25 protein-coding genes and 1 pseudogene are annotated in these 25,287 nt (G+C 51.4%); 8 read left to right on the plus strand and 18 right to left on the minus strand.

Annotation, left to right across the window (positions count from 1 at the left end; genetic code table 11):
- The first annotated feature begins 36 nt into the window (after window positions 1-36).
- Together C2M34_RS01565 and C2M34_RS01570 are read left to right on the plus strand one after the other, a co-directional pair.
- Window positions 37-615, plus strand: a complete 579-nt coding sequence (locus C2M34_RS01565; RefSeq protein ID WP_105199994.1) for a CBS domain-containing protein — start codon at window positions 37-39, stop codon at window positions 613-615.
- Between the two features lie 135 nt (window positions 616-750).
- A complete protein-coding gene (locus C2M34_RS01570) occupies window positions 751-3,090 on the plus strand; it encodes a Tex family protein (RefSeq protein WP_105257886.1) in 2,340 nt (779 codons plus the stop codon).
- 48 nt (window positions 3,091-3,138) lie between these two features.
- Here the strand turns inward: C2M34_RS01570 and bioH are convergent, their stop codons facing one another.
- Window positions 3,139-3,885: a pimeloyl-ACP methyl ester esterase BioH gene (gene bioH / locus C2M34_RS01575; RefSeq protein ID WP_105257887.1), complete on the minus strand. Its 747-nt coding sequence runs from the start codon at window positions 3,883-3,885 to the stop codon at window positions 3,139-3,141.
- A 173-nt stretch (window positions 3,886-4,058) separates the two neighbouring features.
- On the opposite strand from bioH, the gene C2M34_RS01580 reads away from it, so the two are divergent.
- Window positions 4,059-4,661 (plus strand): ComF family protein, encoded by a 603-nt coding sequence (locus C2M34_RS01580; protein ID WP_105257888.1) that lies wholly within the window; start codon window positions 4,059-4,061, stop codon window positions 4,659-4,661.
- Window positions 4,662-4,742: 81 nt separating this feature from the next.
- On the opposite strand, the gene C2M34_RS01585 is transcribed toward C2M34_RS01580, so the two are convergent.
- A complete protein-coding gene (locus tag C2M34_RS01585; RefSeq protein ID WP_105257889.1) occupies window positions 4,743-7,298 on the minus strand; it encodes a M14 metallopeptidase family protein in 2,556 nt (851 codons plus the stop codon).
- A gap of 149 nt (window positions 7,299-7,447) precedes the next feature.
- On the opposite strand from C2M34_RS01585, the gene nfuA reads away from it, so the two are divergent.
- Window positions 7,448-8,023, plus strand: a complete 576-nt coding sequence (gene nfuA, locus C2M34_RS01590; RefSeq protein WP_105199989.1) for a Fe-S biogenesis protein NfuA — start codon at window positions 7,448-7,450, stop codon at window positions 8,021-8,023.
- Between the two features lie 83 nt (window positions 8,024-8,106).
- Here nfuA and dinF read toward each other — a convergent pair whose 3' ends face one another.
- The gene (gene dinF, locus C2M34_RS01595; RefSeq protein ID WP_105257890.1) at window positions 8,107-9,453 is read right to left on the minus strand and encodes an MATE family efflux transporter DinF; all 1,347 of its coding nucleotides are present in this window, start codon (window positions 9,451-9,453) and stop codon (window positions 8,107-8,109) included.
- On the opposite strand from dinF, the gene C2M34_RS01600 reads away from it, so the two are divergent.
- The gene (locus tag C2M34_RS01600) at window positions 9,433-10,473 is read left to right on the plus strand and encodes a polysaccharide deacetylase family protein (RefSeq protein WP_199878761.1); all 1,041 of its coding nucleotides are present in this window, start codon (window positions 9,433-9,435) and stop codon (window positions 10,471-10,473) included. The two genes, dinF and C2M34_RS01600, sit on opposite strands and share 21 nt — an antisense overlap.
- Here the strand turns inward: C2M34_RS01600 and C2M34_RS01605 are convergent.
- From C2M34_RS01605 to C2M34_RS01625, 5 genes are read right to left on the minus strand one after another with little or no spacing between them, the layout of a single operon-like run.
- Window positions 10,451-11,056, minus strand: coding sequence for an SCO family protein (locus tag C2M34_RS01605; RefSeq protein WP_105257892.1), 606 nt, complete (start codon window positions 11,054-11,056; stop codon window positions 10,451-10,453). The two genes, C2M34_RS01600 and C2M34_RS01605, sit on opposite strands and share 23 nt — an antisense overlap.
- A complete protein-coding gene (cyoE, locus tag C2M34_RS01610) occupies window positions 11,046-11,954 on the minus strand; it encodes a heme o synthase (protein WP_105257893.1) in 909 nt (302 codons plus the stop codon). Before cyoE ends, C2M34_RS01605 begins: the two co-directional genes overlap by 11 nt.
- A gap of 18 nt (window positions 11,955-11,972) precedes the next feature.
- Complete coding sequence (locus C2M34_RS01615) at window positions 11,973-12,962, minus strand: COX15/CtaA family protein (protein ID WP_105257904.1); 990 nt, start codon at window positions 12,960-12,962, stop codon at window positions 11,973-11,975.
- A 10-nt stretch (window positions 12,963-12,972) separates the two neighbouring features.
- Window positions 12,973-13,476: a transmembrane cytochrome oxidase associated protein gene (locus tag C2M34_RS01620; RefSeq protein ID WP_105257894.1), complete on the minus strand. Its 504-nt coding sequence runs from the start codon at window positions 13,474-13,476 to the stop codon at window positions 12,973-12,975.
- A complete protein-coding gene (locus C2M34_RS01625) occupies window positions 13,463-14,194 on the minus strand; it encodes an SURF1 family protein (RefSeq protein ID WP_105257895.1) in 732 nt (243 codons plus the stop codon). The genes C2M34_RS01620 and C2M34_RS01625 overlap by 14 nt, the downstream gene beginning before the upstream one ends.
- A 29-nt stretch (window positions 14,195-14,223) precedes the next feature.
- Between C2M34_RS01625 and C2M34_RS01630 the strand changes: the two genes are divergently transcribed.
- Window positions 14,224-14,526 (plus strand): DUF2909 family protein, encoded by a 303-nt coding sequence (locus C2M34_RS01630; protein WP_267894340.1) that lies wholly within the window; start codon window positions 14,224-14,226, stop codon window positions 14,524-14,526.
- Here the strand turns inward: C2M34_RS01630 and C2M34_RS01635 are convergent.
- The 5 genes from C2M34_RS01635 to lexA all read right to left on the minus strand — a co-directional run bounded on the left by C2M34_RS01635 (window position 14,426) and on the right by lexA (window position 19,502).
- Window positions 14,426-15,301, minus strand: a complete 876-nt coding sequence (locus C2M34_RS01635) for a cytochrome c oxidase subunit 3 (RefSeq protein ID WP_105257897.1) — start codon at window positions 15,299-15,301, stop codon at window positions 14,426-14,428. The genes C2M34_RS01630 and C2M34_RS01635 overlap by 101 nt on opposite strands.
- 18 nt (window positions 15,302-15,319) lie before the next feature.
- Window positions 15,320-15,862, minus strand: a complete 543-nt coding sequence (locus C2M34_RS01640) for a cytochrome c oxidase assembly protein (RefSeq protein ID WP_105257898.1) — start codon at window positions 15,860-15,862, stop codon at window positions 15,320-15,322.
- A complete protein-coding gene (ctaD, locus tag C2M34_RS01645) occupies window positions 15,863-17,437 on the minus strand; it encodes a cytochrome c oxidase subunit I (protein ID WP_105199980.1) in 1,575 nt (524 codons plus the stop codon). It lies immediately after the preceding gene.
- Window positions 17,434-18,567, minus strand: coding sequence for a cytochrome c oxidase subunit II (coxB, locus tag C2M34_RS01650; RefSeq protein ID WP_105257899.1), 1,134 nt, complete (start codon window positions 18,565-18,567; stop codon window positions 17,434-17,436). The genes ctaD and coxB overlap by 4 nt, the downstream gene beginning before the upstream one ends.
- 317 nt (window positions 18,568-18,884) lie before the next feature.
- Window positions 18,885-19,502, minus strand: a complete 618-nt coding sequence (lexA, locus tag C2M34_RS01655) for a transcriptional repressor LexA (protein ID WP_105199978.1) — start codon at window positions 19,500-19,502, stop codon at window positions 18,885-18,887.
- 206 nt (window positions 19,503-19,708) lie between these two features.
- On the opposite strand from lexA, the gene C2M34_RS01660 reads away from it, so the two are divergent.
- Complete coding sequence (locus C2M34_RS01660) at window positions 19,709-20,077, plus strand: STAS/SEC14 domain-containing protein (protein WP_105199977.1); 369 nt, start codon at window positions 19,709-19,711, stop codon at window positions 20,075-20,077.
- Here the strand turns inward: C2M34_RS01660 and C2M34_RS01665 are convergent.
- On the minus strand, window positions 20,074-20,604 hold the full coding sequence (locus C2M34_RS01665) for a DUF924 family protein (protein ID WP_105199976.1): 531 nt from the start codon (window positions 20,602-20,604) through the stop codon (window positions 20,074-20,076). The two genes, C2M34_RS01660 and C2M34_RS01665, sit on opposite strands and share 4 nt — an antisense overlap.
- A 229-nt stretch (window positions 20,605-20,833) precedes the next feature.
- Between C2M34_RS01665 and C2M34_RS01670 the strand changes: the two genes are divergently transcribed.
- Window positions 20,834-21,364, plus strand: coding sequence for a PaaI family thioesterase (locus C2M34_RS01670; protein ID WP_105257900.1), 531 nt, complete (start codon window positions 20,834-20,836; stop codon window positions 21,362-21,364).
- A gap of 379 nt (window positions 21,365-21,743) precedes the next feature.
- Here C2M34_RS01670 and C2M34_RS01675 read toward each other — a convergent pair whose 3' ends face one another.
- The 4 genes and pseudogenes from C2M34_RS01675 to tuf form a co-directional block, all read right to left on the minus strand.
- The gene (locus tag C2M34_RS01675) at window positions 21,744-22,712 is read right to left on the minus strand and encodes a hypothetical protein (protein WP_105257901.1); all 969 of its coding nucleotides are present in this window, start codon (window positions 22,710-22,712) and stop codon (window positions 21,744-21,746) included.
- 63 nt (window positions 22,713-22,775) lie between these two features.
- Window positions 22,776-23,258 carry a hypothetical protein gene (locus C2M34_RS01680; RefSeq protein ID WP_158681376.1) on the minus strand — a complete coding sequence of 161 codons (483 nt, stop codon included), beginning with the start codon at window positions 23,256-23,258 and terminating at the stop codon, window positions 22,776-22,778.
- A 246-nt stretch (window positions 23,259-23,504) separates the two neighbouring features.
- Window positions 23,505-23,792 carry a hypothetical protein gene (locus tag C2M34_RS01685; protein ID WP_105257903.1) on the minus strand — a complete coding sequence of 96 codons (288 nt, stop codon included), beginning with the start codon at window positions 23,790-23,792 and terminating at the stop codon, window positions 23,505-23,507.
- A gap of 1,350 nt (window positions 23,793-25,142) precedes the next feature.
- Window positions 25,143-25,287 (minus strand): annotated as a pseudogene (tuf, locus tag C2M34_RS01690) (elongation factor Tu); the annotation flags it as partial.

Here is a 25,287-nt window from a genome sequence, read left to right on the forward strand (position 1 = left end):
AAACTGTTTTATTTACAATTTTTTTGGAGAAATATCATGACTAATTTTAATTCATTACGTACACACCATATTCTTGATGGTGCTCAATTGGCGAGCGCACACGAGTCACACTTACAGCTAGATACCAGCAGTGGCGCCTTAAGCCTGTTGCAAGACTTCACCCTGCAAAGCCCCATTTGTGTGCAGGCCAACACCCCGCTGACGGCGGCGCGTAAATTGGCCAGCAGCACGCCGACAGATGCGCTCATGGTGCTTGATGAGCAAGGACAGGTGATAGGAGTCACCTCAAGCGTTGAGCTACAAAGTATTCGCGTCACTACCCAAGCCCTGCAGCTTGGTCTTAAACCCAATGAGCTGATGGTGCACGACGTTATGCGCTCCCTGCATGCGTTGCCGTGCATTACCATGCTGGCGGTACGCAATACTTCTCTAGGCAATGTGCTTAGCACCATGGAGCAAACCGGTAGCTTTTATCTGCTGGTGACCGAGAATGAGCAAATTCGCGGTATTCTCTGCGCCCGTAAGATAGCCAAAACCCTGAATATTGGTTTGGATATTACCCCGGTGGCACAATCATTTCAGGATGTGGTTGCCAGCGTAGAACACCCTCACTAACCAGCCGTTTTAAGGCACTTAAGATGCGAGTCACGAACGACAAATTTGCCCTGTCGTTCGTGACCAGCTGTGATATTATCCAGTTAATTTTACTCGTATTAGCCCTGCTTTGGGCACCAAGATATAAGGTTATTAATGGCTAATCTCACCACGATTCTGGCGCAGGAATTACAAGCGCAAGAACATCAAGTGCTAGCAGCAACCAAGCTTTTAGATGAAGGCGCCACGGTGCCATTTATTGCCCGCTACCGTAAAGAAGTAACCGGTGGCCTGGACGACACCCAATTACGTACGTTAGAGCAGCGCTTAGGCTATTTACGCGAGCTTGAAGAGCGCCGTCAATTCATCATTAAAACCATTAGCGAACAAGATAAATTAACGCCGCAACTGAGCGCAGATATTGCCGCCGCCGCGACCAAAACCGAACTTGAAGACCTGTATCTTCCCTATAAGCCTAAGCGTCGCACCAAGGGCCAGATCGCCATTGAAGCCGGCCTTGAGCCCCTGGCTGATGCCTTACTAAACGATGCCAACCTGGATCCAGAAAGTGAAGCGGCTCGTTTTGTTGATGCCGATAAGGGCGTAGCGGATAGCAAAGCGGTCCTAGAGGGTGCCCGCTATATATTGATGGAACGCTTTGCCGAAGACGCCAAGCTACTGGCCAAGCTGCGCAGCCATATAAAACAACATGGCCATATTAGCAGTGCAGTGATCGCCGGTCAGGAGAAAACCGGCGCCAAGTATCAGGATTATTTTGAGCACAGCGAAGCCATTGCCAGCATTCCATCGCACCGCGCCCTGGCCATGCTACGCGCCCGTAACGAAGGGGTGCTAGCGCTGAGCATTAACCCGGATGCGCAAAGCGAAGATGGTCAGGCTCTGTGCGTTAACATGGTTGCCCGTCATTTCAATCTCGCCATCGAAGGCAAGGCGGCCAGCCAGTGGCTGGCACAGGTAGCTCAGTGGACCTGGAAGGTGAAACTGGCTCTGCATCTTGAAAATGAGTTTCTTGCCAATATGCGTGAGCAGGCCGAAGCCGGCGCCATAGATGTGTTCGCAAAGAACCTTAAAGACCTGCTCATGGCAGCCCCTGCGGGCACCAAGGTAACTCTGGGTCTGGATCCGGGTCTGCGTACCGGCTGTAAAATTGCCGTGGTTGATAGCACGGGCAAGCTGCTTGGCACCGCCACCATTTTCCCTCATGCGCCACAAAACCAATGGGATAAGTCCTTGCGCACGCTTGAGCAATTATGCCGCCAGCACAAGGTAGAGCTGATCGCCGTAGGTAACGGTACCGCCAGCCGCGAAAGCGATAAACTGGTTGCCGAGCTAATTAAAGCGGCGCCAGAATTGAAATTAAGCAAGGTAATGGTCAGCGAAGCCGGTGCCTCCGTGTACTCTGCATCTGAGTTTGCCGCTCAGGAATTCCCGGATCTTGACGTTTCTCTGCGTGGCGCCGTATCGATCGCCCGCCGTCTGCAGGATCCTTTGGCAGAGCTGGTAAAAATCGAGCCTAAATCCATAGGTGTGGGTCAATACCAGCATGATGTATCGCAAAGCCAGCTAGGACAAACCCTGACCTCAGTGGTAGAGGACTGTGTAAATGCCGTTGGCGTTGATGTGAATACTGCCTCGGTGCCACTACTGACACGCGTTTCCGGCTTAAACAAAACCCTGGCCCAGAATATCGTCAAATATCGTGATAGCAATGGCGCCTTCGCCAAGCGTAGCGAATTGAAAAAGGTTGAGCGTTTAGGGCCAAAAGCATTTGAGCAAAGCGCCGGCTTCCTGCGCATTGTCGGTGGTGCCGATCCATTGGATGCCTCTGCGGTTCACCCGGAAGCCTATCCCTTGGTTAAGAATATTTGTGCCGCCAACGATCAGGATATCGCCCATTTGATCGGCAATGCCGAGGTGTTGAAAAACCTCAAAGCCGCGGACTATACAGACGAGCAATTCGGTCTGCCCACGGTCACCGACATCATCAGCGAGCTGCATAAGCCGGGTCGCGATCCACGTCCTGAGTTTAAAACCGCGGCATTTAAGGCCGGCGTAGAAACCATTAATGACTTAAAGCCCGGCATGGTGCTTGAAGGCGTGGTATCCAACGTTGCTAACTTTGGTGCCTTTGTCGATGTGGGTGTACATCAGGATGGCTTAGTGCATATCTCGGCGCTAACCGACAAGTTTATTAGCGATCCCCGCGAGGTCGTTAAGGCCGGCGATATCGTTAAGGTCAAGGTGATGGAAGTCGACAGTGCCCGCAAGCGCATCAGCTTTACCATGCGCCTTAATGACGAGCTGCCTGCTGCAGGCGCGGGTGCAGGTGCAGGTGCAGGTGCTAAGAGCACAGCTAAACCGGCGGCAAAGAAAAGTGCAGCACCAAGTAAGAAGGGCAATAACCGCAGCAAGGATCAAGGCAATGCCGCCATGGGTAATGCTTTTGCCGAGGCCTTTGCCAAGCTGAAAAAGTAATGCCTTTATTGGCTGTAATGCCAGTCAGTTAAGCTGACTGGCATTCGCCTACAGCATGGCTTTTAATGCCGCTACAAACTCGTCCTTATGGGAAATAAAAGGCGCATGAGATGCCTTATCCAACACTTCTATATCCAAGTGTGGCCTTAAGCGCTGCATCTGCTCTATGGCTTTATAAGGCACCAGGGCATCCAAGCGCCCAAAGATGGCACCTATGGGCTGCTTAAGATGAGCAAACTCTTGTCTTAAGTCCTGATATTCAAGGATCTCTAACCCCTGCTTAAGCACCTGCTCCGAGGTACTGGGCGCCTGTTGGATCAACGCCTTCAGCTGTTTAATATCCTGACGTGCCGACTCGCTGCCCATGGCCTGAATGGCAAGAAAACGCTCTATGGTTTTATTGCTGTTTTCCACCAGCTGCTGATTAAACTGCTCTAACACCGCATTCTTAATTCCCGGCCAGTTCGAGCTGTGGCTAAAAAATGGCGTCGAGGCAACCAAGATCACCTTGCTGACCTTATGCGGATAAAAGTGCGCCAGATACAAGGCAACCAGACCACCGAGTGACCAGCCGACAAGGATGGAGCCGTCTTGTAACTGCTCCGATAATTGTTTGGCCATGGTCGGCAGATCCGAGTGAGTGCCCTCGCCCTGTAACGGCTGGGCATGACCATAGCCGGGCAAATCCAGGGCCCGCACCTCGCCGTCAAAAATAAAGTTAAGCTCTGGACGAACCAACTCCCATACCTCACGGTTCATACCCCAACCATGAAGCAACACCAGTTGTTTTTGCATTTAACCTGTTCCGCATCCACTATTATTAAAGCCCTGTCGCGCCATACGCCGACACCTGCATTATTAACGCGAATAAAGGCTTATGCAATGGACGCATTCACAAAAGCCTGTGCCTGGCTCTTCCCGCAATACTGCCAGCTCTGTGCTCAACCCCTCTGTGCCGGACAACAAGTATGCGCTCACTGCATCCGCGCTTTTCGCGGATCAACGCCGACCTAGAGGAAGATTTGCTGCTGCGCGCCGATATTCAACGCCAGTTTCCACTGCGTTATATAGACAGCTTGCAGGCCTTGGACTGGTATCGCCCGCCGCTGTCGGCCTGGTTAAAACAGTATAAATATCAACAACGCATGTATCGCCAAGTGGCCATCTCCAGCCTGCTTAGCCATTATTTTGCACAGCTGTCGACCCAACCAAACTGGCACTGGCCGCATCTCGTCGCTCCTGTCCCCCTAGCGCCTTCGCGGCTGGTGTGGCGTGGCTTTAATCAGGTGGTGCGGCTATGGCAAGACGCCCTGCCGCCCCAGCTGTTTGTCACTAACCTCTTGGAGCGCCACCATGGTACTCGGGCTCAGGCCAGACTTGGGGCCAGGCAAAGACGTAAAAACCTGGCTCAGGCCTTTAACCTTCAGGCCGATGTGCATAATCTAGATATTGCCTTGGTGGATGATGTGCTGACCACGGGAGCGACCCTGGATAGCGCCGCAAAACTACTAAAAAAAGCAGGAGCCCGCTCGGTGTCCGCCTGGGTCGTCTGCCTCACCGCCAAAACATAATACCAATTCACTTAATATAAAAAAGCCGACTAAAACGCCGGCTTTTGCTTGGGAGAAAACTGCTATTTGCAAGCGGAAGCTTTACTCGCCGCTGGCATCAATATGCGCGCCAAAGAATAAGGCATTACTGAAAATACGGCTGCTGCCATACCAGAAGCCCCTGAATACCGGGTTGTCTGTCATGGCCACCACGGCACCACGGCCATAGCTATGGGCCAGGATGGCACCCCCGTTGGCGATTTGTGCCAGGTTTTGCTCATGAGTAAAACCGGCAAGCAAAGGTTTTTCCGTATAGGTCGCCACATTCACAAAGGGCACGGACGCTTGCTCCAGCAAGAAGGTGCCGTTCTTAAATACCGGCAACTCGTCGCGGGTTAATGAGTAACTCAGTGGATGGCTCAAATCGACCTTGGTATTAAAAATCGCGCCGGCAATACGCTGCTTACCCGCCAGCATATCCCTGTCGCCATATGTCAGGCCTTGGGTTGAAAAAGCCGCCGCCATGTCTTTACGGGACAAATAGCTGGCCTTTAATACCTGCTCATCGGCCAGGAATTGCGCCCCGCCCTTATGGCCCCAGACCACACCGCCATTACGTACCCAGGTGTGCAACTCGGCTTTAAATGACTTTGCCAAACTGGCATAACGGCCGTTGGCAAAAACGATATGGGTGTAGTTATTCAAATCGACCTTAGTTAGCTCGTCGGCCTCTATAATACTCGGCGTTAAACCCACATGGCGGTCAAGGTAATACCAAAGCTCACCCACTTCATACTGGCTGCTTTGCTCACCGCCTACCAAAAGCACCTTGGGTAACTTCACCGGGGCGAGCTGGCGCGACCCCAGGTCGGCGCCACGACGGGTTAACCCTGAATCGATACCATGCACATCAATATCAAATTCGGCACTGACCTGGTTTAGTACCCTTAACCAGTCGTCGCGCTGCTGCAATCCTGCAGCGATCACGATTGAACCGGCGGCCAGCTCACGACTTTGGCCGTCGCTGCTGGCGGTAAATGGCGCCAGGGCGACACGCGCTTCTATGCCTTGCTGCAATAGTTTGGTTAGCAGTTTAGGGGCGTGATAATCGAACCACTCAAAGGCAAAGGCATAATGAGGCTGCAATCCCTGTTGCGAGGCACTGCTGCTCGGTGACCAAGGCTGCGACGCCACATCTAAACCGCGAACGCTATTTAGCTCTTTAAATTCCAGGTTAAAGGCATGGGCCAAGGTCCAGCCGGAAACATCATAAAAGGTATTATCGACAAAGTTCTGCTGCTCGCTAAAAATGGCCTTGATCAAGCGATATTGGCGCTGTGACAAGGGCACCAGATAACTGCTTTGGGCTGCAAACTGCTGCTTTTCCACGGTCGCATCTTCTTGCAGCGCATACGCCTTTATCTCATGTTGGGCCAGGATAGAGAGGAAATAACGCAACCGAGTTGGATCTTTTGGCGCACCGACCACGTAACCCTTTATCTTGTCTTTATCGGCAAGTTGACTCGCCTGGGCAAAGAAATCTTGCTGATAATCGAGCAGCTGATGTCGCTTTTCGAGCACGGCATCAAAGGTCGAAAAGTTGGTTAGCAGCTGATTTTTAATGGTAAATGGAAACTCCAAACGGCCATTGATGGTGTCCTGCACATGACCGCGACTGCTGCCCTGCTCAAACAAAATACCGACGCTGCCATTTACATCCGGGTAGGTCGAGCCCTTACCCACATAAAAGTCATCGAATGCTTCCTCGGTAAAATACAGGCGATCATGGCTGTCGAGAATACGGGCGTGATGTTCGGCTATGGCCTTGGTCAGATCCACGTTTTCGTCAGGCGTCAGCGGGTTTTTACGACTGGGGATACCGGGCTGGAAGAAGAAGGTGCTGTTTGGCCCCATTTCATGAAAGTCGGTCAGCACATTGGGCTGCCAGCGCTGAAACTGGGCGATACGGGCTTGCGACTCAGGGTGCTGTAATAACAACCAGTCGCGGTTGAGATCGAACCAATAATGGTTACTGCGGCTGCTTGGCCAGTTCTCATTGTGCTCGCGGGTGTTAGGATCGGCACTGGGCACCATGGCGCGGTTAGAGTTAGCCCAGTTGGCAAAACGTGCCAGCCCGTCCGGGTTTAACGAGGGGTCGAGCAGGATCACTGTTTCCTGCAACAGGCGTTCAACGCGCTGGTCCTGCGCCGCGGCCAGATAATAAGCCACTAACAGCGCGGCGTTACTGCCGGAAGGCTCATTACCATGGACGCTGTAACCCATGTACATAATCGCCGGAGCGGTTTTCGATGAGCCCTTGTCTTCGCCCGTCACTCGGGCCAGGTGAGCCTGACGCACCTGCTCAATATTGGCCAGTCGCTCGGGTGCGGCTATGGTCAGCATCACCAAAGGGCGCTGCTCATGGGTGTAGCCTATGGTTTGCATTTGCACACGATCGCTGTGCTCAGCCAGCTCACGCATATAATAAACCAGCTGGTCGTGACGCACATGCCACTGACCAACCTCATAACCCAGTACCGATGCCGGCGTGGGCACCTTAGGGTCAAATTGAACCTCGTCACCAAAATAGTAGCTGAGCGGTTGCGCGCTCAGGGATGAGGCAAAGGCAGTTAATAATAAAAGTAAAATTCGGCGCATTAGGATAACAGTGAGTTAAAAACCATATTCTCACGCTACCATTGGCTTAAAATTAAGCCAACTTTTTACGTTCAACACTGGCGACAACGCGATGAGCGGAGTATCATAGCCATTAACCGAGTAAAACAGTCAAGTATAGTGTTGTTACTATGATCACAATTTCAGAAACCGCGCAAAGTCACTTTGCAAAACTACTTTCAGAACAAGCAGATGGCACTAACATCCGAGTGTTCGTTGTTAATCCTGGTACCTCAGGGGCCGAATGTGGCGTGTCATACTGCCCGGCCGATGCGGTTGAAGAAGATGATATTCGTCTTAACTTCAACGGTTTTGATGCGGTAGTCGACAAGGAAAGTGCACCTTTTCTAGAAGCGGCGGAAATCGATTTCGTAACCGATAAAATGGGCACCCAACTGACCCTTAAAGCGCCTAATGCCAAGGCCCGTAAACTGTCGGACAATGCCACTTTGGAAGAGCAGGTTGAGCACATGCTGCAAACCGAGGTTAACCCTCAGTTGGCTAACCACGGCGGCCAGGTACAATTGGTTGAAATCACCGCCGAAGGCATTGCCGTGCTGCAGTTTGGCGGCGGCTGTAATGGTTGTTCCATGATCGATGTCACATTAAAAGAAGGCATCGAGAAGGAAATGGTCGCTAAATTCAGCGAAATCACAGGCGTTCGTGATATCACCGAACACAGCCATGGCGACCACTCTTACTACTAAGTTTGCGACGCTGATTAGCGCTTGGGCGCCAAGCCCAAGCGCAGCCTCAAACCCTTTCTTATCGGCCTCGGCATTTTTGCCAATCATTTCGTCTTGTTATTCAGTAAAGCATCCGCCTTTAGCAATTGACGATAACGCACCGCCAGACTAATGCCACGCAGCGCCATAAAGGCGGTCATAGCTGCCCACAGGGCATGATTTCCCCAGTCCTGGGTTAACACAAAGACCCCGAAAAAGCCCACTAAGGCAGACAGCATCATGGTGTTGCGCATATCCTTGGCACGCATAAGACCGACAAAAATACCGTCGAATAAAAAACAACTCATAGCAATAAGCGGCATCAGCACCAGCCAGGGCAAATAGGCGATAGCCAGGCTGTTAACCTCGGGCACATCGGTGAGCAAGCGGATCACCTGCTCCCCAAAAACATAAAAGCCCACGGCATAAAGCACCGCAAATACAGCACCCCACTGTAAGCTAATACTTACCCACATTCTAATACGATGCACGGATTGCGCCCCACGCGCCTGCCCCACCTTGGCCTCGGCGGCATAGGCAATGCCATCCATGGCAAAGCTGATCAACAGCAGAAAGTTCAGTAGTACCGCATTGGCGGCCAGCACCACATCCCCTAAGCGGGCACCGTAAAAGGTCATAAAGCTAAAGCACAGCTGCAGCATTAAAGAGCGCAGGAAAATATCGCCATTGAGGCGCAGCAGGGCACCCAGTTGCAGCAATCGAGCGCCGAAGGACCAACACCAGTGCAACTGCAGCTTGGCAAACAAACGCGATACCAACCACAGGGCAAAGGCCAAAGCGCAATAATCGGCAATCACCGAGGCCAGGGCCGCGCCCTTAACGCCCCAGCCAAAGCCGACTACAAAGAGAATATCCAAAGCGATATTGATGACATTGGTGAGCAGCACCAGTAAAAATGGACCACGCCCGTATTGCACGCCAAGCATCCAGCCCAGCAGCACCAGATTCGCCAAGGCCGCCGGGGCGCTATAAATACGAATATAAAAATAATTAAAGGCCTGCTCCATGGTTGGCTGCGAAGCATCGGCAAGCAGCGCCATCAGCGACCCCAAAGGTTTTTGTAACAGCAACAAGAGCAGCGCCACCGCCAGCGCCAGCATTAAGCTTTTTTGCAGCGCCTGCACCAGCTCTTGCTTGTCTTCGGCGCCAAAGGCGGCGGCGATAAGCCCGGTAGTGCTCATACGTAGAAAGCCGGCGAGCCAAAACAAGATGGAAATAACCGTTGCACCCAGGGCAATACCTGCTAAATAATGGGCGCTGCCGAGGTGGCCGATAACCGCGGTATCAACCAGGCCTAGCAAAGGCACCGTGATATTAGATAGAATCATGGGCCCGGCAAGCAGCAATAAGCTTTTATGGTGAGTGTTGTTATGTATAGAAAATTGTCCCATTTATTCTTCTCTTTATGCGCCCTGTTTGGCGCCTCTGCCCAGGCAGCGGTTATTTTACAGTATCATCACGTCAGTAAAACCCTGCCCAAGGTAACCAGTGTCGAAGCCGACACCTTTCGCGCCCATTTACAGTATTTGCAGCAGCATGAATTTAAGGTAGTTGCCCTGGATACCCTGCTAAGCGGTCTGCAACAAGGGCAAACCTTTGACGATAAAACCCTGGCTATCACCTTTGATGACGGCTATGACAATAATATCGAGCAGGCCGCCCCTATACTGGCGGAATTTGGCTACCCCTACACCATCTTTGTTAATCCGGCTTTGATCGACGAACAAAAAGGCTATGTGATGACCTGGGCACAACTCAAGGAGCTCAGCAAACAGGGTGCCCTGATTGCCAACCACAGCAGCCGTCATGATTATCTCCATCATCGCCTTGAAGGAGAAAGCGAAGAGCAATGGCGCAACCGCATTAAAGCCGACCTCACCAGTGCCGAAAAACGCATCGAAGAGGAAATTGGCTACAGCCTGAAATACCTGGCCTACCCTTATGGCGAGTTCGATAAGGCACTGCAGCAGGTGGTGAAAGAGTTAGGTTATATAGGCATAGGTCAGCACTCGGGTGCCCTGGGCCCGGGCAATGATTTTACCCGCCTGCCGCGCTTCCCTGCTTCTGGTTTTTATGCCGACCTGGAAACCCTGGCGACCAAGCTGGAGTCCTTGCCCTTTGCCCTGGCCAAGCTCGACTATAGCGACACTGTAACCGCCGAACCGCGTCCCAAGGTCACCCTGGAATTTGCCGAAAAGGGTTTTCATAACAATCAGTTTGCTTGCTATGTCTCCGGCCAGGGTCAAGCAGAGATCAAGTGGCTCGACGGCAATCACGTGACCGTGCAGGCCAAACAGAATTTAAAACCCGGCCGCGCCCGCTATAACTGCACCGCCCCGTCGCTGCACAAATCGGGGCGTTATTTGTGGTTCTCCCAACCCTGGGTGATCACCCAGGGTAATAATCAATAATCGCCTTTAGCTCGCGTACCATGACCTCGGTATTGATGGTCGGTACCGAGCCGGCAACAAATTCTGGCTTAAAGATGGCGCGGATCTTCCCATGCGGGTCCACCAGCACCACGGAAGCACTGTGATCCACCAGGTAGTCGCCTTCCTGCTGCTCGCTAATGGCGTACATCAGCCCGAGGTTTTGCACAAAGGGATAGAGGTCCTGATGCGGGGCCGAAACCGCCTTGTACTGAGGGTTAAAGTAGGTGATATATTGGCGACGTTTCGCCGCCGTATCCCGCTGAGGGTCCACAGATACAAACCACACATTCAGGTTATGATCTTTTACTTGCGTCTCGACCTGACGCAATTTCGCCAGCGTCATGGGGCACACATCCGGGCAGCTGGTATAGCCTAAAAACAGCATATCCCACTGCCCTTGTAAATCGGCCACACCAACTCGCTCGCCATGCTGATCTTCCAGACTAAAGGCATTTATCACCCGTGGCTGCTCATACACCAAGGCCTCCACCTGCAATTCCGGCTTGCTACAACCCAGAGTCAAGGTTGTAAGCGCCCCAATCAGCCACCACTTAAGCGACATAAAATACCCACTTATCAATAAATAATGCGACAAAGAGTAACATTAAATGCAGGATAGAGAACTTAAAAACACGCATTGCCGATTGATGCTGAGGCTCGCGCTTTAAGCGCCAGGCATAGGCGATAAACATCAGGTTAAGCGCCGATGCCGCCAGCAGATAGAAGAGCCCGGACATGCCGATCAGATAGGGCAACACACAGACCAGAGCCAAGAGCACGGTATAACCGAGCACGCAGGTTTTACAAAAATCGATACCATGGGTGACCGGCAGCATGGGAATATTGGCGCGGCGGTAATCCGCTTCACGGGCAATGGCCAAAGCCCAAAAGTGCGGCGGCGTCCAGGCAAAAATAATCATCACCAAAAGCCAAGGCGCGGCGGCCAGCTGCCCGGTTTCACTCACCCAGCCCAATAACGGCGGCATGGCGCCGGCCAAACCACCAATGACGATATTTTGCGGCGTTGCCCGCTTAAGAAACAGGGTATAAACCACCGCATAGCCCACCAGCGCCAGCAGGGTTAACAAGGCGGTCAGCCAGTTGGCAGCGCCGACCAGGGCAACAAAGCCAATGCCACCGAGCAGCGCCGCAAAGGCAAAGCCCCGTCCCTCACTGACCTTCCCCTGGGCCACCGGGCGATGGCGGGTACGCGCCATCTTGGAGTCTATTTCGCGGTCGACAATATGGTTGATCACCGCCGCCGCCGCCGATAGCAGGCCAATGCCGAGCAGGCTGATCAGCTGCAGCCCCCAGGAGCGCCCCATATCCGGCGCCAGGGCCAGGCCAACCCAGGCGGTCAGTACCAGCATCAGTACCACCTTGCCCTTGCACATGGCCAGATAATCGCGCCAGCTTGCACAGTGCGACAGAGAGGGTGTTAAGGTTATTGCTTTACTCATAATTCTTCTCCTTCGCGCCTAACATTTTCGTTTTTGTAAATAGCACAACCGCACCAGGGTCAGCAGCAACAGCAGGGCCATCAGGTTATGCGCCAGCGCCATCAACAAGGGGATCTGCAAATAGATCAGGGCAACTCCCAGGGTGAGTTGGGCCGCCAGGGCGGCACCGACCGCTAAGGCCGCATTTTTAATGGTGCGCGAATAGGCAGCTTTATATACCCGCCACATGGCCGCACCGACAATCAAGAGTGTCATCAGAGCGCCAAAGCGGTGCAGCAGGTGAATAGACATGCGCGACTCGTAGGAGAGCACCCCATACTCGTAATTGGCATGCTCCATAGGCAAATGGAACACCTCGGCCAGGGAAAACGCCTCACTGCCTTCACACAGGGGAAAACCAACACAATGGGCGGCGGCATAATTGGCCGCCAGCCAGCCCCCTAAGGCAATCTGCACTATTACCATACTCAAGGCTGCCATGCTCCAGCCCTGCAAGCTTTTGGCACCTGGGTCGCCACCGGGCACGGGGCGACTGTGGTTGCGCAAATACAAGAGCCATAACAGGCTGGCAATGGAGAAACCACCGAGCAGGTGGCCCATCACCACCAGAGGCTGCAGGTTCATGGTCACGGTCCACATACCCAACATGGCCTGGAAGATCACCAAGAGCACAAGCACCGTGGGCAAACGCACCGGCATACGGACCTGCTTGCCATAACGCCACGCATACAGGGCAATGGCGAGGATCAATAGCCCCAGGGTGCCGGCAAAGTAACGATGCACCATTTCCTTCAATGCCTTACCCTGATCCACCTCCATACCGGGAAAGTTTTCCTCCACCGCGGCGATTTCATGGGCCTTATCGGGCACGGTTAAAAAGCCATAACAGCCGGGCCAGTCGGGGCAACCCAGACCGGCATCGCTCAATCGCGTATAGGCCCCCAGGCCCACCACCAACACGGCCAATAAAGCCGTAGTTAACACCAGAAATTTATAGTTTTTTGTCATACTGGCCTCTTTAACTGCTACGCGCATAATTAAGTAGTTTTTTTAAGTCCTTCAACAATCCCTTGTGTACCAAGCGATTGGCGTCGGCTTGTGGAGCAAAGTCATACTCCAGCACCACCAAACCATGGTGGTCGATTAAATACAGGCTGCCGGCATTCAGCTGCGCCGGAGCCCTGTTAATATGAATACTGGGCATGTCTTGCGCCTTGGGCGCTGCTTCGCCCAAGACGGCAATGCGCACCTTGTCTTTATTTTTACCCAGAGCCACATAGAGCGACTGCAAGTCCTGCCATTGCTGCGCACAGCCCTGACAGGGCTCGGTATTAACCAGGGCTATGGTCCAGGGCGATGGCGGGTATTGCTGCCAGTCGCTCAGTTCTACCTGCTCGCTCATCAGCCGCCCTTGATTGCTTTGATGGCCGGGCAGCCAGCCGGAATACAAAACCGCCACGGCGGCAACAATGGGCAGCAAAAAGCAGCCGATAAATAACATAAGGGGTTTAGGTAGCTGCATGCGTTCTCCTTGCTCGCCAATAGGCACTTAAAGCAATCACCAAGGCCGCCAGGGCAATTAAAAACCACTGCCAGGCGTACGCCTTGTGCTTGTCTGCGGACATGGTGACCGGCTGGTAATGGGGGATGGCGCCTATGCCATCAATGGCATCTTGGGCATAGACCATAAAGGGATATATGGGTTTGCGGGTTTGCTCGCTCATCTGGGTGATGGCGATCTCTTGAATACGTTTAGGCCAACCCTGCTCCGCCTGGCTGTCGCTCAGGGTAAACTGCGCCAGCGGCCCTTCTTTGACCAGCGCCTGGCGCAGGGTGATCTGCGCTGGCAGCTCAATGGCGGGGAGCTCACTGCGCGCACTTGGCGCCTGCACAAAGCCCAGATTGACCACCAGCCAGTGGCTGGAGCTCGGAGGCAAGGCCAGTGCCAGCAGATCGTAGCCGACCCGGCCCTGATACACCTGATTGTCCAGCAGCCAGTATTCACGCTGCAGCTTGGCATCGAAGCCTACCTGCAAACCTGTGGCATCTTCGCTTTCGATATAGCGCAGCGCCTTGGTCAAAGGCATAACGCCCTGAGCCGACCAGGAATCCAGCAGCTGTTGTCTTTGCTGTTTTTGTTCTGCCCGTTCAAGTTGCCAAAAACCCAAGCGAGTACAAACAGTTACCGCGAGGATAACCAGCCCTATCCATAAAATTGCGCTAAGCTTAGCTGTAAACACTCAACCACCAACCTCGGAGTATCCGTATCTTGCTTATTAAAATTATAATTATTGCGCTCTTGCTGACCGTCATTTACACCCTTTTCCGCGCCTTACTGGCGATGATAAAAGCCGATAACAAGGTGCCTATGTCGCGCTATTTGGGCAAACGCGTTGCCCTGTGCATCCTGGTACTTATTATTATTTTGCTGGCGCAGCAGTTTGGTCTGCTGCGCTTTAATCAATCACCGATCACAACACATACACAAATACAAACAGGCACAGCCACACCACATCTACAAAGTGCCAGTACCAGGCCGCCGCTTGAAAGGCGAAATACTTTTCGCTGCTAAAGTGGCCCTTTAACACCCGGATCCAGACCACAATAAGCATTATGGTGCCCAGGGTTACGTGCAGGCCGTGAAAGCCGGTAAGCAAGAAGAAGGTATTGCCGTAAATGCCGGAATCCAGCTTCAGTCCTAAATCCTGATAGGCATGCACATATTCATAGGCTTGCAGGCCCAAGAAACAGATACCAAGAACTATGGTCAACAGCAGGAATAGGGTCAGAGGCGTGCGCTTATCTTTTTCTATGGCGGTGTGAGCAAACTGCAAGGTTACCGACGACACCAAGAGGATAATGGTGTTGATAAGCGGTAGACCCTGCCAGCCCATGGCCTGGGTGCTGGTGCCATCCGGAGTGTTTTCCAGCGGCCATGCAGATGTGAATTCCGGCCATAACACTTCGCCCGTCATCACATTATTGCCATCACCACCGAGCCAGGGCACCGCCAGCATACGGGCGTAGAACAAGGCGCCGAAGAAGGCGGCAAAGAACATCACCTCGGAGAAAATAAACCAGCTCATGCCCTGTCTAAAGGAGCGATCCATCTGCATCGAGTAGAGACCGCCATGGGACTCGCTGATGACATTACGAAACCAGCCCACCAGCATGTACAGCAACACGGCAATACCGGCAAATAACAGGTAATGGCCATGGCTACTTTCCTGCTCCATTTGCATCACGGTTAGACCGGCACCGGCGGCAATAAAGAACAACGCCACCGCGCCGACTATCGGCCAGGGACTTTGCGCCGGCACATAGTACTTTTGATACTCTTCACTCATATTCATGCCTCATTTGGGTTATCGCGCCGCCGCCACTAACGACTCGCTATGCTTGGCGCTGATATCAAAAAGCGTATATGACAGCGTTAGCTCCTCGTATTCGGGGGGCAACGCCGGATCGACATAAAATCTTAATTGATATTCTTGTTGTTCGTTGGCCTGCAAGGTTTGCTGGTCAAAGCAAAAGCACGCCAGTTTATGCAGGTATTTTGCCGCTAACCCAGGAGAGACAGACGGAATGGCCTGCATCACCCGGGCTTGATCGCTGGTATTGGCCGCCGCAAAGGTCACCAGGCTCATCTCGCCGGGCTTCACCACCACAGACTGCTGCTGAGCGCTGACCTTAAAGGGCGCACCGCTTTGGGCATGGGTGGTAAAGCTCACGGTAACCTCACGGCTGTTATCCACCCGCTCGCTTTGCCGCGCCTGCTCCATGGAGGGCTTGCCGTTAAGGCCGGTGACATCGCAGAACACGTCGTACAAGGGCACCAGCGCAAAGGCAAAGGCGAACATCGCCAGGGTGCCTAATAAGAGCTTTCTTAACAGCGGCATATGGTTCATTTATTTCACCTCGGGCGGCGTTTCAAAGGTGTGATACGGCGCCGGTGAAGCCACCTGCCACTCTAAACCCTCGGCTCCGTCCCACACCTTGGCCGGGGCCTTTTCGCCAGCCTTGATGCACTTAAACACCACGGCCACAAACAGCAGCTGCGATAGACCAAAGGCAAAACCGCCGATACTGATAATGGCGTTAAAGTCGGCAAACTGCAGCGCATAGTCTGGGATACGACGGGGCATGCCCGCGAGGCCAACAAAGTGCATGGGGAAGAAGAGCACGTTGACGCTGATCAGCGACATCCAGAAGTGCCACTTCGCCAGCCTAGTGTTGTACATATGCCCGGTCCATTTCGGCAGCCAGTAATAGGCCGCGGCCATAATGGAGAACACCGCCCCGGTAACCAGCACATAGTGGAAATGCGCCACCACAAAGTAGGTATCATGGTATTGGAAATCCACCGGCGTAATCGCCAGCATCAGGCCGGAGAAGCCGCCCAGGGTAAAGAGCACGATAAAGGCGATGGCAAACATCATCGGCGCTTCAAAACTGATGGAGCCGCGCCACATGGTCGCCACCCAGTTGAACACCTTGACCCCGGTGGGCACGGATATCAACATGGTGGAGTACATAAAGAACAGCTCGCCGGCCAGCGGCATGCCGGTGGTAAACATATGGTGCGCCCAGACCACGAAGGACAACAAGGCAATGGACGCGGTGGCATACACCATGGAGGAGTAGCCAAAGAGTTTTTTACGCGAGAAGGTGGGCACTATGGTGGAGATAATACCAAACGCCGGCAAGATCATGATGTACACCTCGGGGTGACCGAAGAACCAGAAAATATGCTGGAACATCACGGGATCGCCACCACCGGCGGCATTAAAGAAGTCGGTGCCGAAGTATTTATCCGTCAGTACCATGGTCACCGCCCCGGCCAGAACCGGCATTACCGCAATCAGCAGGAAGGCGGTGATCAGCCAGGTCCATACGAACAGCGGCAGCTTCATCCACTTCATGCCCGGCGCCCGCAGGTTGACGATAGTCACTATGACGTTAATGGCACCCATAATGGAGCTGATACCCATAATATGGATGGCAAACACAAACAGCGCGGTATTGTCGTTGCTGTAGGTGGTCGACAGCGGCGCGTAGAAGGTCCAACCGAAGGCCGGGCCGCCCCCATCCATAAACAGCGACATCAGCAAGATGGCAAAGGCAAAGGGCAGGATCCAGAAGCTCCAGTTGTTCATGCGCGGCAAGGCCATATCCGGCGCCCCGATCATCATGGGGATCATCCAGTTGGCCAGGCCGGTAAAGGCCGGCATCACCGCACCGAAAACCATGATCAAGCCATGCACCGTGGTCATCTGGTTAAAAAAGTGCGGGTCGACCAATTGTAATCCCGGCTGAAACAGCTCGGCGCGGATCACCATGGCCATGGCGCCGCCGGTTAAAAACATCAGCAGCGAAAACAGCAGGTATAGCGTGCCTATGTCTTTATGGTTAGTGGTAAAGAGCCAGCGTTTAATGCCAGTCGCAGGCCCGTGATGTTCGTGTGTTGCAGCTGCTGTACTCATTGTTCTTCCCCATCAATAAAGGCCTGGATCGCACTTGGTTGCACCGTATCGCCGGTGTCATTACCAAAGGCATTACGCTGGTAAGTAACAACGGACGCGAGCTCTTTAATAGTGAGCTGGCTAACAAACGCCTGCATGGCGGTGCCAGGTTTACCGTGTACCACGATATCGATGTGGTCTTTGATTTCGCCGGTCGCGATTGGGCTGCCCTTGATTGCCGGGAATACTCCGGGAACGCCGAGACCAGTCGGTTGGTGACAGGCTACGCAGCGGGTCATATAGATCTTCTCACCAGTGCTCATGAGCTCGTCATGAGACAGGGTTTGGTCGAGTAAGGCAGCATCGGCATCGGCCTGGTCTAACATCGCTTGTTTTTGCGCCGCCAGCCAGATATCAAACTCCTCAGGGGATTTCGCTTCAACCACCACGGGCATAAAGCCGTGGTCCTGACCACACAGCTCGGCACACTGACCGCGATAGATACCCTCTTCGTTAACCTTGGTCCAGGCCTCGTTGATAAAGCCTGGGTTGGCGTCTTTTTTCACCGCAAAGTCCGGAACCCACCAGGAGTGAATAACATCGTCCGAGGTCATCAGAAAACGTACTTTTTTACCGGTTGGGATCACCAGCGGCTTATCCACTTCCAGCAGGTAGTTTTCGCCTTTATTCTCGGCATTTTGAATTTGCTCCTGAGGGGTGGCCAGCAGCGAATAAAAGCCCAGATCATGGCCCATGTATTCGTAATGCCACTTCCACTGCGAGCCGGTCACCTTAATGGTGATGTCCGCCTTGCTGGTGTCTTCCATGGCGATCAAGGTCTTGGTCGCCGGCACCGCCATGCCGATAAGGATAAGAAAGGGAATAGCGGTCCAAAGAATTTCGACCTTAGTGCTTTCATGGAAGGTGGCGGCGGTAACGCCCTTGGATTTACGGTGCCTGAGCAAGGCCCAAAACATGACCGAGAATACGATCACCCCAATCACACAGCAGATGATAAATATCGTCATATGCAATTGGTAAACATTCTCGCTGATATCCGTCACCCCGGGGCGCAAGTTGTACTTGCTGTTGGCCAAGGCCAGATGGGGAGCAAACAAACACAGCAACATGAGGGAGCAAAGCTGCTTCATGTACCATCTCCTTAACTACGCGCAACGCAAAAAGGGAAGAGGCAATTACTGCTAGCCAATCTTCGTTATTATTATGCTTGGACTGGCCGATTCAATTTTCTGCAAACAAAGTGCGCAAAAAGCAACCAGCAAAGCCTGTAATATAACCAATTAGTCAAGAATTGAGCGAATAGCAAGAAATGAAGCGTTTTTGTTTTTCTTTTTTAAATAAATATTTGGGGGATATTCAAACTGTTAGCGCGTAAGGAAAGAAAGGAGAAAAGCGCCGTAAAACCCCCAATAAACGGCGTATCGGGGGCAAAAATACCGAATAAAAACTACATCCAGTCGGCGTTTCGAATTACACCAACCGCTAAGCCCTCAATATCAAAGGATTCATGTTCTAAATCGACTTCGATGGGAGCAAATTCTTCGTTTTCCGCATGCAGGAAAACCTTGCGGCCGGCCTTTTCCAGGCGCTTCACGGTTACGTCGTCACCCACTCGGGCCACCACCACCTGACCGTTTTCGGCCACTTGCGCACGGTGTACCGCCAGCAGATCGCCATCAAGAATGCCGATATCCTTCATACTCATGCCGTTAACCCGTAGCAGATAATCCGCCGCCGGTTTAAACAACATGGGGTCGATTTGGCAATGGCTCTCGATATGCTCCTGCGCCAAAATGGGCTCACCGGCGGCAACCCGACCGATTAGCGGCAGGCCTAATTGCTCCGGCTCTTCTTCCTCAACCAGCTGAATACCGCGGCTGGCACCGGGTTTCATTCTGATCACCCCTTTTTTGGCCAGCGCCTTAAGGTGCTCCTCGGCGGCATTGGCACTGCGAAAACCTAATGTTTGTGCAATTTCGGCGCGCGTCGGCGGCATGCCGGTGTCTTTAATAAAGACTTTGATCAGCTCTAAAATTTGCGATTGGCGATTAGTTAAAGGGCGCATACAACTGGTTTTCCATACAGTACATTTAACTGTGAGTATATACAGTTGTCAGAAAATCGCAAATATATTCAATGATTTTGCTGCTTCCACAGTCAGGAGTTATTTCTAAGCTGTATCAGCGACTGCGCAAATACTTGAAAAAGCGCCTACAGTTATAGGTAGCCGATTTCGCATCGAAGCATTTTAAATGAAAGAAGGAACCCAATATGCTCTGTATCAGCCTAGATAATGAACATGATATTGGCGTATTTACCCCCCATGGCGAGTTGTCTGCCGCCGACTTTATAGCCGCCGTACGTATTATAGATCCCTATATAGAGCGTCATGGTGGACTCAAGGGGCTAATGATAGCCACCCGTCACTTTCCCGGCTGGGATTCGTTTGCGGCCTTGTCGGCGCACCTGCGCTTTGCCCGCGACCACCATAAGAGAATCAGCAGGATAGCCGTAGTTACCGACTCTCCCCTGGCCATGCTCGGCGAGCATTTAACGGCGCATTTTATCAGTGCCGAAATCAGAGCCTTTCAATATGACCAGATGGAGCAAGCACGTAACTGGGTGAGTGAGGCCGATTAAAAACTGCTGTTGGGCGTTTCTAAAAATGCTATTTCCTCTGGTGTCGACCGACGCCCGAGTATAGCGTTGCGATGCGGGTAGCGACCAAAGCGGTCGATGATCGCCTTATGGGTCAGCTCATAGGAATAACTCTCCAAAGGCCGAAACAGGTGCTCGGCAAGCATATGAATGACGGCACTTTCGCTGTGCATATAAGGCATGTATAAAAAGCCACGCTCCTGCTCATTGAGCAGCAGGTCGTAGCCCTTTTCTACCGCATGTTGAGCCAGGCATAAGGCCTGAGCATCCTGGGCAAAGGCGCTGGCGGTATCGCGATAGATATTACGGGAGAATTGATCGAGCACGATAATTTCACTCAGGGCACCGTGGGCACTGCTACGCCAATGATAGAGCTCCCCCCGACTGGCGGCGCGGTGAGTCTTGGCAAACAGCTCGGTAACCCTGGCATCGAAGGTCGCACTCTTTTTAAACCAGTCCTCGCTGTTGCACTGGTTAAACCAAAAATCATACACGGATTGAAAGTCCATAGACCCTCCTTCAACATTTACACCCAGGTCGTTACTGACAGTCTAGTCAAATCCGGCCCTCAGGTGATAGCCAGGCCGCCGAAGATATCGCCGCCCCGTTCCTCTTTTTGCGCTCGCTAACCGTCGTAAAAGGCTTGCAGAAGCCCAGGCGAGTGCAGCACTATGTGGAGCACAGTGCCAATGAGTGCAAATAACCCCCTTTAACCATGCCGCCGTATAAGGAATCTGTATGAGTATTCAGAATCATGAAAACGATCTACCGGTCACAGAGCAGCCAGACTCGAGTGTAAGCGAAAACACCCCAAGTATTTGGGCTCAGGAAATCGATTTTGATCTTTGTCGCAAACTCGACCTCGGCGTCGGCGCCAAGGGCACGCTTATGACCAAACTCGGCATTGAAATCAGCGAAATCGGCCCGGATTACCTGGTGGCCACCATGCCAATCGACAACGAGCTCTACAACCCCATCGGCATAGTCCACGGCGGCGCCTACGTGGTACTGGCCGAAACCGTCGCCAGCTACGCCGCCAACTTCGCCGTCGACATCAATAAATATTACTGCGTCGGCCAGGAGATCAACGCCAACCACCTCAAAGCCTCACGCACCGGCACGCTCAAAGCCGTGACCAAACCCGTGCACCTGGGCGGCCGCTCATCGGTATGGGAGATTAAGATTTACAACAGCGCCGGGGACTTGTGTTGTATTTCAAGGATGACCGCTGCGGTGGTGGAGAAGAGAAGTAAAAGCGCCGGGCTTTAATGCGGGATTGTTTCTGAGCCTTGTCTGTAGGCGAGGCTCTAACCTTGAGAAAGGCCCTTCGATTTTAGATCTTGTCGCGGTGGCGACGACACCCAAAGGGAGAGTGATTCGACTCCCCCTTTGGAAACCCCCCGAACCCGTGATTCGCTAATGCTTCCGAACTCGGGTTTTTGTTAAGCGTTTCGTTTTGCTTTCGACACGGTTTAACGAGGTGTCCTACCTCGGTAAACCTAGCTCGATATCCCTATCTCGCTGTCTCTAGCACACTCCACAACAAAAACCGATTTCTACAGCGCGAATCAAAACGGGGGATCGATACCTGTTAGTTGTGAGGTGTCCGAGAAGGCGCTAAGTGCCAAAAGCGGACTGTGGGAACGCCTCAATCAGCCGACGCGTCAGCGGTCGGCTGGATTGACTTGTTAGCCTCTCGTGTGACCCAAATAGGAGAAGTTCCTATATTTTTATATCCGTATATGGCTTTTGCTCTTTTTATCAAACGCTTATCCTCAGATAGGATTGCTGAGCAGTACGCACCCATTGCTATATGGCCGGCATCGCTTCTTACGTTATGAATTTTATTTAGTTTCCGGCATTTTTTCTCTGCTTGAAAACCTAATATATCAAGTACCGCATTGCATCCGATTATTCCGAGATACATCGGCCAAGACTCGTAACCTTGCTTTTCTAAAGGATCAAAGCCAAAAAATTGATCGCAACTAATATCAGCTCCCTGCATTGTTGGAGATATTATTTCCCAAATTTTTTCGACCTCCTTCTCTCCTGAGATGCTACCGATAGCGCCTTTCTCATCGCCAAAAGCCGCCCTAGTTTTCTCTATATCATTTCCATTCAAGATCATGTCATCGATCATAGAATCAAATTTGGGCTTTATAGACTTAACTTTGTCGATCATTTCGGTAGTATCAAAAGGCAACTCAGAAATTAGACTGAGAATTTGGTGTGCGAATTTTTCGGATAGATTTTTTAATGGCCCTTCGTCTCCGCCACCGTTAACCCACACCTGAAATGGGTCAAAAAGAGTATCGTCGAAATTCACATCCCTGTTTGCTTCAATATAGGCATCATAATGCTGATGAGGTGTTCCGCTCTCATTTAACCGGGCTTCACCAGCAATCTTCCAGTTCTCGTCGAGAACAAGATCCAATATTTTTGCATCTATAGCATCGAGTACATCTAAATACTTCGCGGGCTCATCGGAACGTCTAATCTCCGCAAAGTGTTCCTTTGAGTAGACCCAAGTTACATCATCCCGCTTAGCTAGGCTGATAATGCCCTGCAAATGCAATCCGATTATATTCTGATCGATGTAAATTAAAGGCTTACTCATAAGTCTCCATGAAGGCTAACGCCTCAATGAGCCGCGCCGGCAGGCGTCGGCTTGATTGAATTGTTAACAGTTTATACGACTTACTATATGGCTTTTAACATACTCAAAATCTTCTTTCTTGGGCAATACACTTGATACAAGTGTAAGTTTACCGCCATCATGAAAAATATTTAAAAATAGATTTTTTTGGACTTTCTGCTCTGTAATATTTTCTATATTTTCATATTTCACGGTAACTATTTTATTGCTAATTCCGCTTTTAGGGGCCTGAATATATTCATCAGTAAGGACTAACTCATTCTTAGATGTAACACCTTTAAACAGGAGTACAGCGCCCAAAATCGAAAGAACACCAAAGAGCCCGGTGATGGCCCAGTAAAAAATAGAGGCACCTGTTGCTGAGAATTCAATTACCCGGTTTAAGATCAGGCCCCTATCGTTTTCACTGGCAACCTGACCCGTAAAATAGGAAAAAATGCCAAAAAACAAAATACAAAGGATAGCTACAAATAGTTTGGGCTTGTATGGATATCTAATCTCACTCATTACTATGATCCCCTCGATTGAGACTGTTAACGCCCGCATAAGGGGCTGATAATGCTTGGCTATACTGTGAAGCGAAGCGGAACCGGGCCAAGCGTTAGCAGTCCCATCACTTAATGCGCTTGTTAGCTGATTATTCAACTGACAGTAACGTTATACTGTAGAACGCCCAAGAAAGTGTATTAAGAATGACACTGGTTAATACAACTAATTGGCCAAAAGCATGCTATTAAACAAAAAAACAGCCAATTATTTGTGAAGAACGCCTGCATCTTTAAGCTTATTTATGATACTCCAATCGTTATTTCTGAATGCTATTTGGGCAATTTCTGAAACGGCTACAGCATCTTCTCCTTTGAGATCACCCCCTGTTGGATATTTTAAGTCAAACATTCGACACCATCCTTCTGCGGTTTCCTGTTTCTTTTTTAAATTAAACTCTTCGATACCATCATTAAATTCTGATATATGTTTGTTAAAATTTTGTATATTTTTGCTAAGAGTGGCTAAAAAGCCATTATCATTTTCCTTTACCATTAGTTTTCTCAATATTCTACAATTACACCAATACTTCAGTACGACTTTAACGTCTAAAGCTCGCTTTAAACAGTCTATCAGATTAAATATGAGCTACTAAACTTGAAATGGTATTAGTCCGACTTGCCTGTAATTTTAAATGCATTTAAAGAAGCCTTTCCTAAAGCGCACCTATGAACTTTTCTTAGTGATCAGATAATTATCACGAATCAGCTAACATGTTTATAGCGAGCTAATCGCGCGTTTTTCTACCGAAACATTGCTCGCTTTTATGATTGGTCTATTTGTATCAAACAATGTAAGTTGCTGCCACTTTTAGGATTCATTCACTATAAGAATATTGTGTATGGGATAAAAACGAGCGCTTGGGTCGTTTTCCTGAATATGCACGCAATTTGCGTTATAAACGGTTTAGTCGAAAATTATCAACGGCCGCTTCGCTCTAATCCAACTTACAGTTTGCGTTAGCCTAAATTGAAACGCAGGTGTATCAGCCTAATCCCGTTTAAATTCGCGCTGGAGAAATCAGCTTTTGCTGCGTAGCGTGGCTAAGACAGCGAGGCACGACGCCGAGCGAGATTTATCGGCACAGGGAAGTGCCGTTAAATCGTGTCGCAGCCTAAGCGGAGCGTTTAGCAAAAACCTGAGTTCGTAAGCACAAGCGAATTACGGGCGCCTTGGGGTTCCAAGGGGTGACGAGTGACCGACGATTGATAATCGTCGCAGCACGAGGAAGTGGAGGCAAGGATGCCGACAGGAACCAGGCTTCAGGGACGAATTACTTGCACCTAAGGTGAATTGTATCTCAAGTTGTCGTCGCCAACGCGACAAGATCTATTAATTACCGCCACAGTCGATGGCCCGACAAAAATTGTCAGGTTGAAACCTGACCTACAGGTATCGAGCTTCCCGTTTAAATTCGCGCTGGAGAAATCGGCTTTTGCTGTAGAGCGTGGCTAAGACAGCGAGGCACGATGCCGAGCTAGATTTATCGGCACAGGGAAGTACCGTTAAATCGTGTTGCAGCCTAAGCGGAGCGTTTAGCAAAAACCTGAGTTCGTAAGCATTCGCGAATTACGGGTTCGCGGAGTTTCCAAAGAGGGAGTCGAATCACTCCCTCTTTGGTTGTCGTCGCCAACGCGACAAGATCGCACTACAGAGAGCTCTGGGGAGATTAAATTGAAAAGGCTAGTAGAGTTGACATGAACACGCTTAAAAGGCTGTGTGGGGAGATACAGGGGTTGTCAGGCTGAAGCCTGACCTACAATTCACGGCCGTGAAGCAGGTCTATAAGGTTTTTCACGCATAAAAAAAGGCGCCCTAGGGCGCCTTTTTATTAAGCGTAAAAGCTTATTCTACGATAGTTGCTACAACACCAGCACCTACTGTACGACCACCTTCACGGATCGCGAAACGTAGACCTTCGTCCATCGCGATTGGGCAGATTAGTTCAACAGTCATCTTGATGTTGTCGCCAGGCATTACCATTTCTACG

This window comes from Pseudoalteromonas sp. T1lg88 (assembly GCF_002964765.1).
GTDB lineage: Bacteria > Pseudomonadota > Gammaproteobacteria > Enterobacterales > Alteromonadaceae > Pseudoalteromonas.

What these genes read in the sequence shown, in the direction of transcription:
- C2M34_RS01565 (WP_105199994.1), top strand. Translation starts at nt 37, where the DNA reads ATGACTAATTTTAATTCATTACGTACACACCATATTCTTGATGGTGCT.
- C2M34_RS01570 (WP_105257886.1), top strand. Translation starts at nt 751, where the DNA reads ATGGCTAATCTCACCACGATTCTGGCGCAGGAATTACAAGCGCAAGAA.
- bioH (WP_105257887.1), bottom strand. Translation starts at nt 3,885, where the DNA reads ATGCAAAAACAACTGGTGTTGCTTCATGGTTGGGGTATGAACCGTGAG.
- C2M34_RS01580 (WP_105257888.1), top strand. Translation starts at nt 4,059, where the DNA reads ATGCGCTCACTGCATCCGCGCTTTTCGCGGATCAACGCCGACCTAGAG.
- C2M34_RS01585 (WP_105257889.1), bottom strand. Translation starts at nt 7,298, where the DNA reads ATGCGCCGAATTTTACTTTTATTATTAACTGCCTTTGCCTCATCCCTG.
- nfuA (WP_105199989.1), top strand. Translation starts at nt 7,448, where the DNA reads ATGATCACAATTTCAGAAACCGCGCAAAGTCACTTTGCAAAACTACTT.
- C2M34_RS01600 (WP_199878761.1), top strand. Translation starts at nt 9,433, where the DNA reads ATGTATAGAAAATTGTCCCATTTATTCTTCTCTTTATGCGCCCTGTTT.
- dinF (WP_105257890.1), bottom strand. Translation starts at nt 9,453, where the DNA reads ATGGGACAATTTTCTATACATAACAACACTCACCATAAAAGCTTATTG.
- C2M34_RS01605 (WP_105257892.1), bottom strand. Translation starts at nt 11,056, where the DNA reads ATGTCGCTTAAGTGGTGGCTGATTGGGGCGCTTACAACCTTGACTCTG.
- cyoE (WP_105257893.1), bottom strand. Translation starts at nt 11,954, where the DNA reads ATGAGTAAAGCAATAACCTTAACACCCTCTCTGTCGCACTGTGCAAGC.
- C2M34_RS01615 (WP_105257904.1), bottom strand. Translation starts at nt 12,962, where the DNA reads ATGACAAAAAACTATAAATTTCTGGTGTTAACTACGGCTTTATTGGCC.
- C2M34_RS01620 (WP_105257894.1), bottom strand. Translation starts at nt 13,476, where the DNA reads ATGCAGCTACCTAAACCCCTTATGTTATTTATCGGCTGCTTTTTGCTG.
- C2M34_RS01635 (WP_105257897.1), bottom strand. Translation starts at nt 15,301, where the DNA reads ATGAGTGAAGAGTATCAAAAGTACTATGTGCCGGCGCAAAGTCCCTGG.
- C2M34_RS01640 (WP_105257898.1), bottom strand. Translation starts at nt 15,862, where the DNA reads ATGAACCATATGCCGCTGTTAAGAAAGCTCTTATTAGGCACCCTGGCG.
- ctaD (WP_105199980.1), bottom strand. Translation starts at nt 17,437, where the DNA reads ATGAGTACAGCAGCTGCAACACACGAACATCACGGGCCTGCGACTGGC.
- coxB (WP_105257899.1), bottom strand. Translation starts at nt 18,567, where the DNA reads ATGAAGCAGCTTTGCTCCCTCATGTTGCTGTGTTTGTTTGCTCCCCAT.
- lexA (WP_105199978.1), bottom strand. Translation starts at nt 19,502, where the DNA reads ATGCGCCCTTTAACTAATCGCCAATCGCAAATTTTAGAGCTGATCAAA.
- C2M34_RS01660 (WP_105199977.1), top strand. Translation starts at nt 19,709, where the DNA reads ATGCTCTGTATCAGCCTAGATAATGAACATGATATTGGCGTATTTACC.
- C2M34_RS01665 (WP_105199976.1), bottom strand. Translation starts at nt 20,604, where the DNA reads ATGGACTTTCAATCCGTGTATGATTTTTGGTTTAACCAGTGCAACAGC.
- C2M34_RS01670 (WP_105257900.1), top strand. Translation starts at nt 20,834, where the DNA reads ATGAGTATTCAGAATCATGAAAACGATCTACCGGTCACAGAGCAGCCA.
- C2M34_RS01675 (WP_105257901.1), bottom strand. Translation starts at nt 22,712, where the DNA reads ATGAGTAAGCCTTTAATTTACATCGATCAGAATATAATCGGATTGCAT.
- C2M34_RS01680 (WP_158681376.1), bottom strand. Translation starts at nt 23,258, where the DNA reads ATGAGTGAGATTAGATATCCATACAAGCCCAAACTATTTGTAGCTATC.
- C2M34_RS01685 (WP_105257903.1), bottom strand. Translation starts at nt 23,792, where the DNA reads ATGGTAAAGGAAAATGATAATGGCTTTTTAGCCACTCTTAGCAAAAAT.